This is a genomic window from Burkholderia humptydooensis, from assembly GCF_001513745.1.
Lineage (GTDB): Bacteria > Pseudomonadota > Gammaproteobacteria > Burkholderiales > Burkholderiaceae > Burkholderia > Burkholderia humptydooensis.
This window is the reverse complement of the sequence record NZ_CP013380.1, coordinates 3,022,756-3,039,562: the sequence shown is the minus strand read 5'-3', so window position 1 is coordinate 3,039,562 and position 16,807 is coordinate 3,022,756. Positions and strand designations below refer to the sequence as shown.

Annotated in this window: 12 protein-coding genes; 10 read left to right on the top strand and 2 right to left on the bottom strand. The window is 69.1% G+C overall.

Annotated features, from left to right (window positions below; genetic code table 11):
• Nucleotides 1-6: 6 nt before the first annotated feature.
• From purT to AQ610_RS13545, 4 genes are all read left to right on the top strand, one after another.
• Complete coding sequence (gene purT / locus AQ610_RS13555; RefSeq protein ID WP_006025017.1) at nt 7-1,221, top strand: formate-dependent phosphoribosylglycinamide formyltransferase; 1,215 nt, start codon at nt 7-9, stop codon at nt 1,219-1,221.
• Between the two features lie 152 nt (nt 1,222-1,373).
• Nucleotides 1,374-1,538 carry a DUF6726 family protein gene (locus AQ610_RS36050; RefSeq protein ID WP_015602246.1) on the top strand — a complete coding sequence of 55 codons (165 nt, stop codon included), beginning with the start codon at nt 1,374-1,376 and terminating at the stop codon, nt 1,536-1,538.
• A 55-nt stretch (nt 1,539-1,593) separates the two neighbouring features.
• Nucleotides 1,594-1,983 carry an MliC family protein gene (locus AQ610_RS13550; RefSeq protein WP_006025019.1) on the top strand — a complete coding sequence of 130 codons (390 nt, stop codon included), beginning with the start codon at nt 1,594-1,596 and terminating at the stop codon, nt 1,981-1,983.
• A 359-nt stretch (nt 1,984-2,342) separates the two neighbouring features.
• The gene (locus AQ610_RS13545) at nt 2,343-3,791 is read left to right on the top strand and encodes a DEAD/DEAH box helicase (protein ID WP_006025021.1); all 1,449 of its coding nucleotides are present in this window, start codon (nt 2,343-2,345) and stop codon (nt 3,789-3,791) included.
• A gap of 324 nt (nt 3,792-4,115) precedes the next feature.
• On the opposite strand, the gene gluQRS is transcribed toward AQ610_RS13545, so the two are convergent.
• Together gluQRS and AQ610_RS13535 are read right to left on the bottom strand one after the other, a co-directional pair.
• Nucleotides 4,116-5,009 (bottom strand): tRNA glutamyl-Q(34) synthetase GluQRS, encoded by an 894-nt coding sequence (gene gluQRS, locus AQ610_RS13540; RefSeq protein ID WP_006025022.1) that lies wholly within the window; start codon nt 5,007-5,009, stop codon nt 4,116-4,118.
• Between the two features lie 25 nt (nt 5,010-5,034).
• Nucleotides 5,035-5,937, bottom strand: coding sequence for a sulfurtransferase (locus AQ610_RS13535; protein ID WP_009911717.1), 903 nt, complete (start codon nt 5,935-5,937; stop codon nt 5,035-5,037).
• Nucleotides 5,938-6,263: 326 nt separating this feature from the next.
• On the opposite strand from AQ610_RS13535, the gene dnaE reads away from it, so the two are divergent.
• The 6 genes from dnaE to AQ610_RS13505 all read left to right on the top strand — a co-directional run bounded on the left by dnaE (nt 6,264) and on the right by AQ610_RS13505 (nt 16,778).
• Nucleotides 6,264-9,788: a DNA polymerase III subunit alpha gene (dnaE, locus tag AQ610_RS13530; protein ID WP_006025024.1), complete on the top strand. Its 3,525-nt coding sequence runs from the start codon at nt 6,264-6,266 to the stop codon at nt 9,786-9,788.
• A 37-nt stretch (nt 9,789-9,825) separates the two neighbouring features.
• Entirely contained in the window at nt 9,826-11,616 is a 1,791-nt protein-coding gene (gene msbA / locus AQ610_RS13525) for a lipid A export permease/ATP-binding protein MsbA (protein WP_043282092.1), read from the top strand.
• Nucleotides 11,617-11,669: 53 nt separating this feature from the next.
• Nucleotides 11,670-12,752: a glycosyltransferase family 4 protein gene (locus tag AQ610_RS13520; RefSeq protein WP_006025026.1), complete on the top strand. Its 1,083-nt coding sequence runs from the start codon at nt 11,670-11,672 to the stop codon at nt 12,750-12,752.
• A 317-nt stretch (nt 12,753-13,069) separates the two neighbouring features.
• Nucleotides 13,070-14,215, top strand: a complete 1,146-nt coding sequence (locus AQ610_RS13515) for a glycosyltransferase family 9 protein (RefSeq protein ID WP_009911721.1) — start codon at nt 13,070-13,072, stop codon at nt 14,213-14,215.
• A complete protein-coding gene (locus tag AQ610_RS13510; RefSeq protein WP_006025028.1) occupies nt 14,212-15,510 on the top strand; it encodes an O-antigen ligase family protein in 1,299 nt (432 codons plus the stop codon). The genes AQ610_RS13515 and AQ610_RS13510 overlap by 4 nt, the downstream gene beginning before the upstream one ends.
• Nucleotides 15,507-16,778, top strand: coding sequence for a glycosyltransferase (locus AQ610_RS13505; RefSeq protein ID WP_006025029.1), 1,272 nt, complete (start codon nt 15,507-15,509; stop codon nt 16,776-16,778). The genes AQ610_RS13510 and AQ610_RS13505 overlap by 4 nt, the downstream gene beginning before the upstream one ends.
• The last annotated feature ends 29 nt before the right edge of the window (nt 16,779-16,807 follow it).

The window sequence follows — 16,807 nt, the reverse complement described above, 5'->3', positions numbered from 1 at the left end:
AATCTCATGCAGATCGGTCAGCGGCTCGGCACGCCGCTTTCGCCGTCCGCCACGCGCGTCATGCTGCTCGGCGCGGGCGAGTTGGGCAAGGAAGTCATCATCGCGTTGCAGCGGCTCGGCGTCGAAGTGATCGCCGTCGATCGCTATCCGAACGCGCCCGGTCATCAGCTCGCGCATCGCGCGCACGTGATCGACATGACCGATCCGGACGCGCTGCGCGCGCTCGTCGACGCCGAGCGTCCGCATCTCGTCGTGCCGGAAATCGAGGCGATCGCGACCGACGCGCTCGCCGCGATCGAAGCGGCCGGCGTCGCCGAGGTGATCCCGACCGCGCGCGCGACGCAGCTCACGATGAATCGCGAGGGCATTCGCCGGCTCGCAGCCGAGGAGCTCGGGCTGCCGACGTCGCCGTACGCGTTCGCGCAGTCGTTCGACGCGTTCAAGGCGGCCGTCGCGCAGATCGGTTTCCCGTGCGTGGTGAAGCCCGTGATGTCGTCGTCCGGCAAGGGGCAGTCGGTCCTCAGGCGCGACGCGGACGTCGAGCCCGCGTGGCAGTACGCGATGGCGGGCGGCCGCGTGAATCACGGCCGAGTGATCGTCGAGGGCTTCGTCGAGTTCGATTACGAGATCACGCAGCTCACGGTGCGCGCGATCGATCCGGCGAGCCTCGACACGCACACCTATTTCTGCGAGCCGATCGGGCACGTGCAGGTTGCGGGCGACTACGTCGAATCGTGGCAGCCGCAGCCGATGAGCGCGAAGGCGCTCGAGCGCTCGCGCGACATCGCGCATCGCGTGACGAGCGCGCTCGGCGGCCGCGGGATCTTCGGCGTCGAGCTGTTCGTGCGCGGCGACGACGTCTGGTTCTCCGAAGTGAGCCCGCGTCCGCACGACACGGGGCTCGTGACGCTCACGTCGCAGCGCCAGTCGGAATTCGAATTGCATGCCCGCGCGATCCTCGGCCTGCCGGTCGAGCCCGCGCTCGCGACGCCCGCCGCGTCGGCCGTGATCTACGGCGGGCTCGACGAGGCGGGCATCGCGTTCGAGGGCGTGCGCGACGCGCTCGCGGTGCCGGGTGCGGACCTGCGCCTGTTCGGCAAACCGGAGAGCTTCGCGAAGCGCCGGATGGGCGTCGCGCTCGCGACGGGCGCGAACGTCGACGAAGCGCGCGAGCGCGCGAAGCGGGCGGCCGCCGCGGTGCGTCCGGTGTCCGCGCGCTGACGAAGGAGGGCGCGCATCGCGCGCGCCGGCGAATGCGCTCGCCGGAACCGGATCGTGCCGGTCGCGCCGCGAGCCGCCGGGCTCTCGGTAGTCGTGGTTTCCGGCCCGATGCCGCGCACCCGCGCGCGGCGAGGCCGGGAGAGGAGGCGGCAATGAAGTGGATGTTGATCGTTGCATTGTGTGCGTCGACGGCGGGCTGCGGGCTCGCCGCCGCGCCGTGCCGGGTCGCGTCGGCGGGGCTGAAGGTCGTGCCCGTCGTGGGCCACGTCGCGGCCGCGCCGACCGACGCGTGCGCGGGCGTGATCGATCCGGATTGACGGAGCGGCGTGCGGCGCTCGCACGGCTCGCCTCCATCGCTCGACGAGGAAGGACATGAACAAGATAACGCGGGCGGCGATCGGCGCCGCCGGTCTGTGCGCCGCCGCCGCGGGCGCCGCGCACGCGGCGCGGCTGACCGTCGAGGAAATCGACGCTGACGCGCGCGAAACCGTCGTCTATCAGTGCGCGAACGAGCCGAAGCCGGTGCGGGTGTCGTACTGGCGCGCGGGCAACGGCCAGAGCTTCGCGCTCGTGCCCGTCAACGGCACGCGGCTATTGTTCGTCGACACCGTGTCGGCGTCGGGGGCGCGCTATCAGGCGGGCCGCTACGTCTGGTGGACGAAGGGGCGCGACGCGGACCTGTACGACGAAATCGCGGGCGAGCACGCGCCGCCCGTGCTCGGCGGCTGCAGCGAGGTCCGCAAGAAGCGCGGGAAGGGCTGAGCGTCGGAGCGTGCGCCGTCGCCGGATCCGCCAATGCGTCATATCGCCGCTGCGCGGCGGCGCGCATCATGTCGCGGGGGCCGTCGCGCAGGGCCGGCTTCGGCGGCCCGGCCGCGCGGATCGCCGATGCTTGCCCGCCGACCGAGCCGTTTCGCGAGGGATGCTACAATACGCCCCTTTCTGCCGGCGCTCCTGCCGGACGAAGCCTCGCGCGCGGCCCGGATGGCCTCAAGCGCCGGCGGCGCCCTGCGGCGCGCCGCGGCTTCGTATTCATTCCGAAGTGGGGTGCGTCGCCTGTCTCGCGAGCGAGCAGGCCGTGCGCAAGATGTCCCGCCGCGCCTTTTGAGCGAAACGCCACCATGTCCGATTCTGTTGCCAAGCCTGTCGACGCGACGTTCGATCAATTCGGCCTTGCCGCCGAGATCCTGAAAGCGATTGCCGAGCAGGGCTATACGACGCCGACGCCGATCCAGGCGAAGGCGATTCCGGTCGTGCTGTCCGGCCGCGACGTGATGGGCGCCGCGCAGACCGGCACCGGCAAGACCGCGAGCTTTTCGCTGCCGATCATCCAGCGGCTGCTGCCGCAGGCGAACACGAGCGCGTCGCCTGCCCGCCATCCGGTGCGTGCGCTGATCCTCACGCCGACCCGCGAGCTTGCCGATCAGGTCGCCGCGAACGTGCACGCGTACGCGAAGCACACGCCGCTGCGCAGCGCCGTCGTGTTCGGCGGCGTCGACATGAACCCGCAGATGGCCGAGTTGCGCCGCGGCGTCGAGATCCTGATCGCGACGCCGGGGCGCCTGCTCGATCACGTCCAGCAGAAGACCGCGAATCTCGGTCAGGTGCAGATCCTCGTGCTCGACGAGGCCGACCGGATGCTCGACATGGGCTTCCTGCCCGATCTGCAGCGCATCCTGAACCTGCTGCCGAAAGAGCGTCAGACGCTGCTTTTCTCGGCGACGTTCTCGCCCGAGATCAAGAAGCTCGCGTCCACCTACCTGCGCGATCCGCAGACGATCGAGGTCGCGCGCAGCAACGCGGCCGCGTCCACCGTCACGCAGATCGTCTACGACGTCGCCGAGGGCGACAAGCAGGCGGCCGTCGTCAAGCTGATCCGCGACCGCTCGCTCAAGCAGGTGATCGTGTTCTGCAACAGCAAGATCGGCGCGAGCCGCCTTGCGCGCCAGATCGAGCGCGACGGCATCGTCGCGGCCGCGATTCACGGCGACCGTTCGCAGAGCGAGCGGATGCAGGCGCTCGACGCGTTCAAGCGCGGCGAGATCGAAGCGCTCGTCGCGACCGACGTGGCGGCGCGCGGCCTCGACATCGTCGAACTGCCGGCCGTCATCAACTTCGATCTGCCGTTCAATGCGGAAGACTACGTGCACCGGATCGGCCGCACGGGGCGCGCGGGCGCGTCGGGCGACGCGCTGTCGCTGTGCAGCCCGAACGAGCGCAAGCAGCTTGCCGACATCGAGAAGCTGATCAAGCGGACGCTGTCGCTCGAAACGCTCGAGCTCGACCTGCCGCGCCATCGCCATGACGAGCGCGGCGGCCGCCGCGAGCGCGACCGCGACGAGCGCCGCGGCGCATCGGCCGGCCGCCGTTCGGCGGGAGGCGAGCGCGCGTATCATCCGCGCCGCGAAGCGCCGATCGACGATTTCTTCCTGAAGCCGTACGTGCCGTCGCCGTCCGCGAGCAAGCCGGAAGAGGCGACGCCCGTGCAGCCGGAGAAGAAGGCGCCCAAGCAGCCGCTCGCCGCGCTGCTGGGCGGGTTCGGGATGCCGCGCAAGACGTCGTCGTCGTGACGCGGAATTGAACATCGGGCGCCGGAAACGGCGCCGGGCCGATGGGAAGAGGGCGGACGCGCGAGCATCCGCCTTTTCTTTTTGCGGGCGAGCGGAGCGGGAACGGCGATCGGGGTGGTGACGCAAAAGGGCTGCGATCGCGGCCGGGAGCCGGCGGAATCGCCCGGCTCGGCGAGGGCGAGGCCCGGGAGGGGCACGGCGACGGAGCGCGCGAGCGCGATATCGGTGAATCGGCGGATTGGTGAATCGGTGAATCGGTGAATCGCGAACGGCGCGGCCGGGTGACTATCGAAGCGACGAGGGCGCGTATTCCGGCCGGCGCCCTCAGCGACGCGCGTTCGGCCCGAAGCGCGTGTCCCACGCGGCGATCGCGGCTGACTGGAACGCGTCGAGCGACGCGCACGCCGCATCGTCGAGCGCGAGTCCCAGATGCCGCGCGGCCGCGGCGAGCGCGGGCAGCGGCGCGGCGGGATCGAGCGCCGTCGCGCCTGTCTGCTTGCTGAGCTTTTCGCCGTTCGCATCGACGACGACGGGCACGTGCAGATAGCGCGGCGTCGGCAGGCCGAGGCAGCGCTGCAGGTAGATCTGGCGAGCGGTCGAGTCGAGCAGGTCGGCGCCGCGCACGACGTGCGTGATGTCCGCATCGCCGTCGTCGACGACGACCGCGAGCTGATACGCCCATTGTCCGTCCGCGCGCTTGAGCACGAAGTCGCCGACTTCGGTCGCGAGATTCTGTGTCTGCGCGCGCTGCCAGCGATCGTCGAACGTGACGACGGCCGCCGCGCCGTCCGGCACGCGCAGCCGCCATGCGCGCGCGGGCTTGCCGTGCAGGCCCGTTCGGCACGTGCCGGGATACGCGAGCGTCGTGTGCCGCTCGTGCGCGGCGCGCAGCGAATCGGCGATCTCCTTGCGCGTGCAGCCGCACGGATAGACGAGCCCTGCGGCGGTGAGCCGCGCGAGCGCCGCTTCGTAGCGTGCGATGCGCGCGCTTTGCCAGACGGACGGCTCGTCGGCGATGAAGCCGAAGCTGCGCAGCGTCGCGAGGATGTCGTCGGCCGCGCCGGGCACCGTGCGCGGCCCGTCGATGTCCTCGATCCGCACGAGCCACGCGCCGCCCCACGCGCGGGCGTCGAGCCAGCTCGCGAGCGCGCCGACGAGCGAGCCGAAGTGCAGCGGGCCGGTGGGCGACGGCGCGAAGCGCCCGCGATAGCGTGTCATCCGATGCGACGCGCGGCGAAGCGGGTCAATGGGCGCGCGCCGGTTCGGCGGGGCGGTCCGCGCGCTCGCCCGGGTTGCCCGAATTGTCCGGGTGATGGCAGGCGGGGCAGGACTTGCCGGGCACGTAGAGAGGCGACTGTTGCGCGTCGGCCGGCACGACCGCGCGGCATGCGAAGCACGTGACGTCGGCCGTCGGCTCGAGCTGCGGGTTGAGCGCGGTGCGGTAGTCGAACACGAAGCAGTCGCCGTGGTAATGCGCGCCGCCGACCTCCTCGAAGTACTTGAGGATCCCGCCTTCGAGCTGGTAGACGTTCTCGATGCCGGCGTCCTTCATGTGGATCGCCGCCTTCTCGCAGCGAATGCCGCCCGTGCAGAACGACACGACGGTCTTGCCTTCGAGGTCCGCGCGGTTCGCCTCGATCACACTGGGGAACTGGCTGAACTTGTCGATCCGGTAGTCGAGCGCGTTGTCGAACGTGCCGACGTCGACTTCGAACGCATTGCGCGTATCGAGCATCACGACGGGGCGGCCCGCGTCGTCGCGGCCCCGGTCGAGCCACGCCTTCAGCGTGCGCGCGTCGACGGACGGCGCGCGGCCGAGCTCCGGCTTGATCGCGGGCATCTTCATCGTGATGATCTCGCGCTTCAGGCGCACGAGCATCCGGCGAAACGGCTGCGAATCGGACAGGCTCTCCTTGAACGCCAGATCGGCGAACTTGCCTTCGAAGAGCGGATCGTGGCGAAGGTAATCGACGAACGCGCCGGTCGCGTCGAGCGGGCCCGCGATGAACAGGTTGATCCCTTCGGGCGCGAGCAGGATCGTGCCGCGCAGCCCGAGCGCGTTGCAGCGCTCGGCGATGAGCGGCCGCCATTGCTCGATCGAGTCGAGCGAGACGAAACGGTAGGCGGCGAGATTGACGGTGGTCATGAGGTTCGGACGGTAAGGCGGCTGCAGCCCGGCGGCGAGGCCGCGCGAAACGGGCGCGGCGGGGCGCGGCGGGGCGGCCGGGCGCCAAGCGGGCGAAAACGGAAAAACCGTATTATCCCGCAAACCGCGCGGCTTTCCGCAGTCGGCCGAATGGACGACATGCGTCGGCGTCGCGCCGCGGCGCCGCTGCGGGCCGCGGCGAATCGCCGTCGCGCGCGGCTTTGCCGCCCGCGGCCTTGTGCCGGCACTCGGCCGAACGGCCGCCGCGGCGATTTTTTGGCCGCCGCGAACGATGCCGGGCCCCTGGGCCGGCTACAATAGCGCCCATGTCAGATCCCCGTTTCGTTCATCTTCGCGTTCACTCCGAATTCTCGATTGCCGACGGCATCGTGCGTCTCGACGATATCGTCAAGTCGGCGGCCGAAGACGGTCAGGGCGCGCTCGCCCTGACCGATCTCGGCAACGCGTTCGGTCTCGTCCGTTTCTACAAGGAAGCCCGCGGCGCGGGCATCAAGCCGATCGCCGGCTGCGACGTCTGGATCACCAACCACGACGATCGCGACAAGCCGTCGCGGCTGCTGCTGCTCGTCAAGGACAAGCGCGGCTACCTGAACCTCTGCGAGCTGCTGTCGAAGGCGTGGCTCACGAACCAATACCGCGGCCGCGCGGAGCTCGACGCGAACTGGCTCGAAGGCGATCTCGCCGCAGGGCTGCTCGCGCTGTCCGGCGCGCAGCAGGGCGACATCGGCCTCGCGCTCGCGGCGGGCAACGAGGCGGCCGCGCGCCGCCACGCGCAGCGCTGGTCGCAGGTGTTCCCGGGCGGCTTCTATATCGAATTGCAGCGCCACGGCCAGCCGGGCGCGGAAGCGTACATCCAGCAGGCGGTGACGATCGCGGCCGAGCTGATGCTGCCCGTCGTCGCGACGCATCCGCTGCAGTACATGACGGCTGACGACTTCACCGCGCACGAGGCGCGCGTGTGCATCTCGGAAGGCGACATTCTCGCGAATCCGCGCCGCCAGAAGCGCTTCACGACCGAGCAGTTCTTCCGCACGCAGGACGACATGGTCGCGTTGTTCGCCGATCTGCCTTCGGCGCTCGCGAACACGGTCGAGATCGCGAAGCGCTGCAACCTGACGCTCGAGCTCGGCAAGCCGAAACTGCCGCTCTTCCCGACGCCCGACGGCATGTCGCTCGACGACTACCTCGTGCAACTGTCGCAGGAAGGGCTCGAGAAGCGCCTCGTGCAACTCTATCCGGACGAGGCCGAGCGCGAAGCGCAGCGCGACAAGTACAGCCAACGTCTCGATTTCGAGTGCGGCACGATCAAGAAGATGGGCTTTCCGGGCTACTTCCTGATCGTTGCGGACTTCATCAACTGGGCGAAGAACAACGGCGTGCCGGTGGGGCCGGGCCGGGGCTCGGGCGCGGGCTCGCTCGTCGCGTATTCGCTCGGCATCACGGACCTCGATCCGCTGCGCTACAACCTGCTGTTCGAGCGCTTCCTGAATCCGGAGCGGGTGTCGATGCCCGACTTCGACATCGACTTCTGCCAGCACGGGCGCGATCGCGTGATCCAGTACGTGAAGGAGAAGTACGGCGCGGACGCGGTGTCGCAGATCGCCACCTTCGGCACGATGGCCGCGAAGGCGGCCGTGCGCGACATCGGCCGCGTGCTCGACTTGGGCTACATGTTCACCGACGGCGTCGCGAAGCTGATCCCGTTCAAGCCGGGCAAGCACGTGACGATCGCCGATGCGATGAAGGAAGAGCCGCTCCTGCAGGAGCGCTACGACAACGAGGACGAAGTCCACCAGTTGCTCGATCTCGCGCAGCGCGTCGAGGGCTTGACGCGCAACGTCGGGATGCACGCGGGCGGCGTGCTGATCGCGCCCGGCAAGCTGACCGACTTCTGCCCGCTCTACACGCAGGGCGACGACGGCGGCGTCGTCAGCCAGTACGACAAGGACGACGTCGAAGCCGTCGGCCTCGTGAAGTTCGACTTTCTGGGGCTGACCACGCTGACGATCCTCGACTGGGCCGAGCGCTACATCCGCCGGCTCGATCCGTCGAAGGCCGACTGGTCGCTCGCGCAGGTGCCGCTCGACGATCCGACGTCGTTCCAGATCCTCAAGAAGGCCAACACGGTCGCCGTGTTCCAGTTGGAAAGCCGCGGCATGCAGGGCATGCTGAAGGATGCGCAGCCCGACCGCTTCGAGGACATCATCGCGCTCGTGTCGTTGTACCGACCGGGCCCGATGGACCTGATTCCGAGCTTCTGCGCGCGCAAGCACGGGCGCGAGAAGGTCGAGTATCCCGACATGCGCGTCGAACCCGTCCTGAAAGAGACCTACGGGATCATGGTCTATCAGGAGCAGGTGATGCAGATGGCGCAGATCATCGGCGGCTACTCGCTCGGCGGCGCGGACTTGCTGCGCCGCGCGATGGGCAAGAAGAAGCCCGAGGAGATGGCCCAGCATCGCGAGATCTTCGCGGAGGGCGCCGCGAAGAACGGCCTCACGCGCGAGAAGTCCGACGAGATCTTCGACCTGATGGAGAAGTTCGCGGGCTACGGCTTCAACAAGTCGCACGCGGCTGCGTACGCGCTGCTCGCGTACTACACCGCGTGGCTGAAGGCGCACCATCCGGCCGAATTCATGGCGGCCAACATGACGCTCGCGATGGACGACACCGACAAGGTGAAGATCCTGTTCGACGATTGCGACGTCAACGGCATCGCCGTGCTGCCGCCCGACATCAATCAATCGCATTACCGCTTCGAGCCGGTCGCGCAAGCCGACGGCAAGCGTTCGTGCACGATCCGCTACGGCCTCGGCGCGATCAAGGGCAGCGGCCAGAACGCGATCGAGGAGATCCTGCGCGCGCGCGAGGAAAAGCCGTTCGCCGATCTGTTCGATTTCTGCGAGCGGATCGACCGGCGCATCGTGAACCGCCGCACGATCGAGGCGCTGATCCGCGCGGGCGCGCTCGATTCGCTGCACGCGAACCGGGCGCAATTGCTCGCGTCGGTGCCGCTCGCGATGGAAGCCGCCGAGCAGGCGGCCGCGAACGCGCTGCAGGCGGGCCTTTTCGACATCGGCGGCGTGCCCGCGCACCAGCACGCGCTCGTCGACGAGCCCGCCTGGGACGACAAGCGCCGCCTGCAGGAGGAGAAGAGCGCGCTCGGCTTCTATCTGTCCGGCCACCTGTTCGACGCGTATCGCGACGAGGTGCGCCGTTTCGTGCGCCAGAAGCTTGGCGAGCTGAAGGAAGGGCGCGACAAGGTGGTGGCCGGCGTGATCGCGTCGCTGCGCACGCAGATGACGCAGCGCGGCAAGATGGTGATCGCACTGCTCGACGACGGCACTGGCCAGTGCGAAGTCACCGTGTTCAACGAGCAGTTCGACGTGAACCGCGCACTCTTCAAGGAAGACGAACTGCTGATCGTCCAGGGGCAGGCGCGCAACGACGCGTTCACGGGCGGGATCCGCTTCACCGCCGATTCCGTGATGGATCTCGAGCGCGCGCGCAGCCGCTACGCGCAGGCGGTGCGGATGACGATGAACGGCAACGCGGACGCGGCGGCGCTGCGCCGCGTGCTCGAAGCGCACGTCGCGAAAGCCGACGACACGCCCCCCGCCGAGGCGCCGGCGCCGCGCGGCGGCCGCGAAGGCGGGCGGCGCGCGCAGGTGGTGATACCGAACGGCCTCGTGGTGCGGATCGCCTACAGCAATGCGCGCGCGCAGGGCGAGATGCGCCTGGGCGACGCGTGGCGCGTGAAGCCGAGCGACGCGCTGCTCGCCGACCTGCGCGCGGCGTTCGGCGGCAGCGTCGTCGAGATCGTCTACTGATCCTCCTGCACGTTTTCCGGATTCTCCCGAGGACATTTTGAGCGTCAAGCCTACCCTAAGCAAACCGATCGGCGGCCAGGACGCGTCGTCGCCCGCCGTTGTGATGCGCCGCCTTTGGCCGTATGTGAAACCGCTCGTATGGGTGCTCGTCGCCGGCGTGCTCGCGATGGCGGCGGTTGCCGCGACGGAAGCCGGGATTCCCGCGCTGCTCAAGCCGCTTCTCGACCACGGCTTCGGCTCGAAGGGCGACATGACGACGAAGCTGTATGTGCCCGTGGCGGTCGTCGGCCTCGCGCTTGCGCGCGCGCTCGCGCAATACGCGTCCGGCTATCTGCTGCAGTACGTGTCGAACCGCATCCTGCTCGATCTGCGGATCCAGATGTTCGAGCGGATGATTCACACGGGCGTATCGTTCTTCCAGCGCGAGACGGCGAGCACGGTGATCAACGCGGTCGTGTTCGAAGTGAACCAGGTGCTGAGCGTGCTGATGGGCGTCACGATCACGCTCGTGCGCGATTCGCTGACGGTTGTCTTCCTGCTTGGCTATCTGTTCTATCTGAACTGGCGCCTGACGCTCATTGTCGCGATCCTGTTGCCGTGCATCGGCTGGCTCGTCGGCAAGATCAACCGGCGGCTGCGCCGCCTGAACCGCGAGCATCAGACGCTCACGAACCAGCTCGCGTACATCGTCGAAGAGACGGTCGGCGGCTACAAGGTCGTCAAGGTCCACAACGGCGAGCCGTACGAGATCGGGCGCTTCAACGAGCTGAGCCGCAAGCTGCGCGGCTATTCGATGCGGATGACCGTGTCGGGCGGGCTTGCGCAGCCGCTCACGCAGTTTCTCGCGTCGATCGCGCTCGCCGTCGTGCTGACGATCGCGGTCGTCCAGTCGGCGAACGATCAGACGACGGTCGGCGGCTTCGTCGCATTCGTGACCGCGATGCTGCTCATCATTTCGCCGCTCAAGCACCTGATGGACGTGAACCAGCCGCTGCAGCGCGGGATGACGGCGGCCGAGCTGATCTTCGGGCTGATCGACGAGCCGTGCGAGCCTGAAGGGGGGGGCAAGCCGCTCGCACGCGCGTCGGGCGCGATCGAGTTCAGCCATGTGTCGTTCTCGTATGGCATGCCGCGCGACGGCCGGCAAACGCTCGACGACGTGTCGTTTACCGTCGCGCCGGGCGAGATGGTCGCGCTCGCGGGACCGTCGGGCAGCGGCAAGACGACGCTCGTCAATCTGCTTCCGCGCTTCTTCGATCCGTCGTCGGGCGCGGTGCGCGTCGACGGCGTCGCGCTGCCCGAGTACAGCTTGCATGACCTGCGCAACCAGATCGCGATGGTGAGCCAGGACGTCGTGCTCTTCAACGACACGATCGCCGCGAACGTCGCTTACGGCCAGACGCCCGAGCGCGACCGCGTCGAGGCGGCGCTGCGCGCGGCGAATCTGTGGGAGACCGTCACCGCGATGCCCGACGGCATCGACACCCTCGTCGGCGACAACGGGATGCGGCTGTCGGGCGGTCAGCGCCAGCGTCTCGCGATCGCCCGCGCGATCTACAAGGATGCGCCGATCCTGATTCTCGACGAGGCGACGTCCGCGCTCGATTCCGAATCCGAGCGACACGTGCAGGCGGCGCTCGAGACGCTGATGAAGGGGCGCACGACGCTCGTGATCGCGCACCGCCTGTCGACGATCGAGCGCGCGGACCGGATCCTCGTGCTCGAAGGCGGCAAGATCGTCGAAAGCGGCAGCCACCGCGAACTGCTCGAGCAGGGCGGACTGTACGCGCACCTGCATCGCATCCAGTTCCAGCAGGACGCAGGGTGAGCGGCGCACATCCGGCCGGGCGGTCGTCCGGCGAGCGCGATGGTCGCGATCCGATGAAAATCGGCCTGTCATGCAACGCGCTCAAGTACGGCGGCGGGCTCGAGCGCTATGCGATCGACCTCGCACGCGGTCTTGCCGCCGTCGGGGTCCGGCCTTCGATCTTTGCGCGATCGTTCGATTCGTCGGTGCCGGAATACCGGTTCGTCGAGCCGCACCGGATCAACGTTTCGTTCCTGCCCGGCAAGTGCCGAGACGCATGGTTCTCATGGCGCCTGCGCGCGGCTCGCCGCGCGTCACCCGTCGACGTGCTGATCGGCTGCAATCGCGTCGATTCGTCTGACATCGCGATTTGCGGCGGCACGCATCTCGGCTTTCTCGATGCGATCGGCCGCACGCCGACGTGCTCCGATCGCCGTCAGATCGCGCTCGAACGCCGTCAATACGAGCGCGCGCGCTTTGTCGTCGCGCATTCGATGCTGATGCGCGACGAACTGCGCCGCTTCTACGGGCTCGGCGACGACAAGATCCGCGTGTTGTTCCCGCCCGTCGACGCCGCGCGCTTCACGCCCGTCGACGCCGTGCGCCGTGCCGAGATGCGCACGCGCTTCGGCTTCGCCGGCGACGAGGTCGTGCTGCTGTTCCCGTCGAGCAGCCACGAGCGCAAGGGGCTGCCGCTCATCGAAGCGGTGCTGCGTGACGCCGGGCCGGGCGTCGTCGTCGCTGTCGCCGGCCGGCCGCCCGAGCGAACGTCGGAGCGGCTGCGCTACGTCGGCTACGTGAAGGACATCGAGGACGGCTACCGTGCCGCCGATTTCACGATCCTCGCGTCGAAGTACGAGCCGTTCGGGCTTGTCGGCATCGAATCGGTGATGTGCGGCACGCCCGTCATTCTGTCGTCGAACGTCGGCTGCTGCGACGCGATCGCGCCGTCGGCGAAGCTCGTGTTCGCGCCCGGCGACGCGGCCGGGCTACGCGGTGTGCTCGATGAAGCCGTGCGGCGGGCGAGGGCGGGCGCCGCGCGCGTCGAATCGGGCGCTGCGGCGCATGCAGCGATCCAGTACGATCCGGGCGTCGCGCGCCACGTCGCGCAATTGCTCGATCTCGCCGCCGAGGCTGCGGGCGACGGGCCGCGGTGACGCGCGTTCGCGCGTCGCCCGGCCCGGCCTTTCATCAGGATATTGGCTCCGGAAGCGTCTGGGCCGAATGGTATACTCAGCAAGTTCCGCTCGGCCCCGCGCGCATGTGCAATGCGTCGTGGGCCGAGCCGCGTACTTGGGCCCGGTGACGAGGAATGCGCGTTGGTTTCGCGGATGTCTCACGAGGGTTCCGGCGCGTTCCGGTTTGTCCCCCGCAATATGAATCGTGGAAATTCTGCATGACGAAACGGCTTTCGGCCGGCCTCCGGCGCATCGCATCACAAGTGACGGAATCGATCGGCCGTTGATCTAATCGAATGAGCAGACTTCACGGCCGGATCCACATCTTCTCGCGAGCGCTGCCGAGGCTCGCTCTCAAGCCGTTGCGGCGCAGGCCCGTTCGTCTGCGGCGCATCCTGATCGCGCATCATCTGCTGCTCGGCGACACGTTGCTGCTGACGCCGCTCGTCGCGAAGCTGCGCGAGCAGCACCCGGATGCGCAGATCGTGCTGGCGTGCCCGAAGGCGATTGCGCCGCTTTACGCGAAGCGGCCGTTCGGCGTCGACGCGCTCGCGTTCGATCCGCGCGACGGCTCGTCGGTCAGGCGTCTCCTCGCGTCGGGACCGTACGATCTCGGCATCGTCGCGGGCGACAACCGCCACAGTTGGCTTGCGCTCGGCGCGGGCTGCCGCTGGATCGTCGCGCATGCGGGCGATGCGCCCGCGTGGAAGAACTGGCCGGTCGACGAGCCGGTTCCGTATCCGGAAGCGCCCGCCGCTTGGGCCGATTTCGCTGCGGCGCTCGTCGACGGGCCCGCGCCGCGCCTCTATCGCCCGTCCGACTGGCCGGCGCCGCAGGCAAGCGCGCCGCTGCCCGCCGCGTTGCGCGAGCGGCCCTACGTGGTGCTCCATCCGGGCGCGAGCACGGCGGTCAAGCGCTGGCCGTCCGCGCGCTGGCTCGATCTCGCGGGCCGCATCGAGGAGCAAGGCTATCTGCCCGTCTGGAGCGGTGGACCGAGCGAAGTCGAGCTCGTCGCCGAGATCGGTCCTGATCCCGCGCAGCCGAATCTCGCGGGGCGGCTCGGCCTTGCCGATCTGTGGCACGTGCTCGCCGGCGCGCAGGCTGTCGTATGCCCCGATACCGGCATCGCGCATCTCGCGCGTCTCGTCGGCGTGCCGACCGTCGCGCTGTTCGGCCCCGGCAACGCCGGTATTCATGGCGCGGGCCGCTATTGGCAGGACGCGCCGTTCGTCGCGCTGACGATCGCGGACATGCCGTGCCGCGACCAGCCGTCGATTTTCCGGCGTCATGTCGCATGGGTGCGGCGCTGCGACCGGAATGCGACGACCTGCGTCGCGTGGCGCGACGACCATGCAGACTGCATGGGACGTCTTTCAGTGGATGCGGTGCATCGTGCGCTGCAAAACGTTTTGGCGCTTGCGCCGTCAAGTTCAAGTCGATGACGATTACGACATCGCGCGTCGAGCGCGTGCTTTGGATCGCGTGTCCCACGCTGATGTTCGGCGTGATGTTCGGCCACATGAACGGGGTCGTCAACACGACGCTCGCGTTGATCGGCGTCGGCACGCTTGCCGGCATCCTGTCCGCGAGCCGGCCGCCGTTCCGGCAATGGCCGCTCGTTTTGCCGATCGTCGCATGGGCTGCGTGGAGCCTCGCGTCGGTCGGCTGGTCGCTGTATCCGCGCATCAGTCTGCGCGCGTGGTTCGACGAGGTGCTGTATCCGCTCGTCACGTTCTGGGGCTTCTGGCTGTTCGGCTCGCGCGTGAAGCGTCCCGAATGGCCGGTGCTTGTCGTATGGGCCGCGTGCGTGCTGCTTGCGCTCCTCAGCGCGTTCTACTGGGGGCGTCTGCAGCCGCCCACGCCGGATATCTTCCCGGTTCGCTTCTACAACCGCGTCGGCCACACGAGCACGCTCGTCGTGTTCGCGATGCCGCTCTTCGCCGCGCTGCTGATGCGCGTTCGCTGGCGCGCGATCGGCGTGGTCGGGCTCTTCGCGTGCGGCTTCGTCGGGCTCGCGAGCCTGAACCGCTTCTTCTGGCCGGCGGCGGGGGCGACGCTCGTGGTCGCGTTCTATCCGCTCTATCGGCGCCGGCTCGGCATGAGCGTCGTTGCGATCATGGTCCTCGGCGCCGCGGCGCTCGGGTTGCTCGAATACAGCGCGCGCGAGCGCGATCCGTCCGCGTCCGCCGCAGCCGCTTCGGCGTCGTCGGCCGCGCGCGACATCACGGTCGCCGGCCAGCGGGTCTACGTGCCGGGCGAGCTGAACGCGCTCGGCGATACGCTGTCGTCCGACACGCGCCCGAAGCTCTGGGCATTCTATGCCGAGCAGGGTAAGCAGCATGCGTGGCTCGGCGTCGGCTTTGGCAAGCCGCTGCCCGGACACGCGTACGCGGCCGACGCGCCGCCGCTCTTGTTGCAGATCGAGCCGCAGGCGCTCACGCATGCGCACAACCTGTTCCTCAACACGTGGTTGCAGACGGGCTATATCGGCGTCGCGCTGGAGGCGATGCTGTTCGTGAGTCTCGCGGCCGCGTTCTGGCGGCTCAGGCGCGGCGTGCCGGCTGTGTCCGCGGCGGGGCTCGCGCTCGTCGTCGGGATGATCGCGAAGAACACCGTCGACGATTTCATGTGGCAGACGACGATGCTCGCGTTCTGGTCGTTCGCGGGTTTCCTGCTCGGCCAAGGCGAACGCGAGGCGCGCGCGCCGCGCGTGTCGCAAGACGGAGACGCACGATGACGACGCCCGTCGCGCCCGACGCGCCGCCCCTTACGCTCCTCGAACAGGCCGCCGCGTCGGCCGGCTTCGCCCGCCCGGGCGCCCGGCACGTGCGCATCCTGTTTCACATCAACGACTTCGGCCGGGGCGGCACGGAGACTGCGCTGCTCGCGTGGCTCAACGCGCTCGATCGCCGCGTGTTCGAGATCGGACTGTCGGTCACGTATCCGACGCCGGATCTGACGACGTGGTGCGCGAAGGCGATTCCGCCCGACGTCGCGCTGCAGGTGCTCGCGCCCGAGCGGTGGATGCATGCGCTCCACCAGCGCGAGCGCGTGCGCAAGCTGCGCGGCGGCGAGAAGCTGTTGCACAAGGCGTCGACGCATGCGTTGATCCGGCCGGCCGTCGCGCGCCGATTCCTGCAACTCGCGCGCGGCTACGACGTGGTCTGTGATTTCGATTTCTCGCTGCGCCGTATTGCGGGGCGCGGCGGCATGCCGTGGATCGGCGTCAGCCATTACAGCTTCGCCGCGCGGTTCGGCGACAAGAGCACGTCGTACATGGCGCGGCGCGTTCGCCAGTACGAGCGCTACGCGGCGCTCGCGGTGCTCACGCCCGGTATGCAGCGCGAGGCCGAGCCGCTCTTCGCGAATACCCGCGTCGTCGTCACCGCACTGCCGAACGTGATCGATCCGGCGGCGCTGCGCGGGCGTGCGGACGAGCCGGCCGAACTGCCAGCCGGGCGTTTCATCGTGTCGGTCGCGCGCCTCGACGAAGGGCAGAAGGACCATCGGACCTTGCTGCGTGCGTATGCGAAAGTGCGTGCGCGCCGTGCCGACGCGCCGCGCCTCGTGCTCTTGGGCGACGGTCCTGACCGCGGCGCGCTCGAGCGGCTCGCGACGGAGCTCGGGCTGTGCGATGCGGTGCAGTTCGCGGGCTTTTGCGCGAATCCGTTTCCATACGTGCGCGCGGCCGACATGCTGATCCTGAGCAGCCGCTACGAGGGTTTGCCGATGGTGCTCGGCGAGGCGATGGCGCTCGGCACGCCGGTAATCTCGTCGGATTGTCCGACGGGGCCGCGCGATCAGCTCGACGGCGGTCGCGGCGGGCTGCTCGTGCCGCTCGGCGACGCCGCGGCGCTCGCGGACGCGATCGAGCGGATGCTCGCCGACGACGCGCTGCGCGCGGCGCTCGTCGCCCATGCGTCGCGCAAGATCGAGGCGTTCGGTCCCCGCGCGGCGAACGCGCGCATGCAGGCGCTCGCCGCGCAACTGCTCGAGTCGGCGTGAGCACGCCCGCGCCGCCAGGGTGCGCGGCG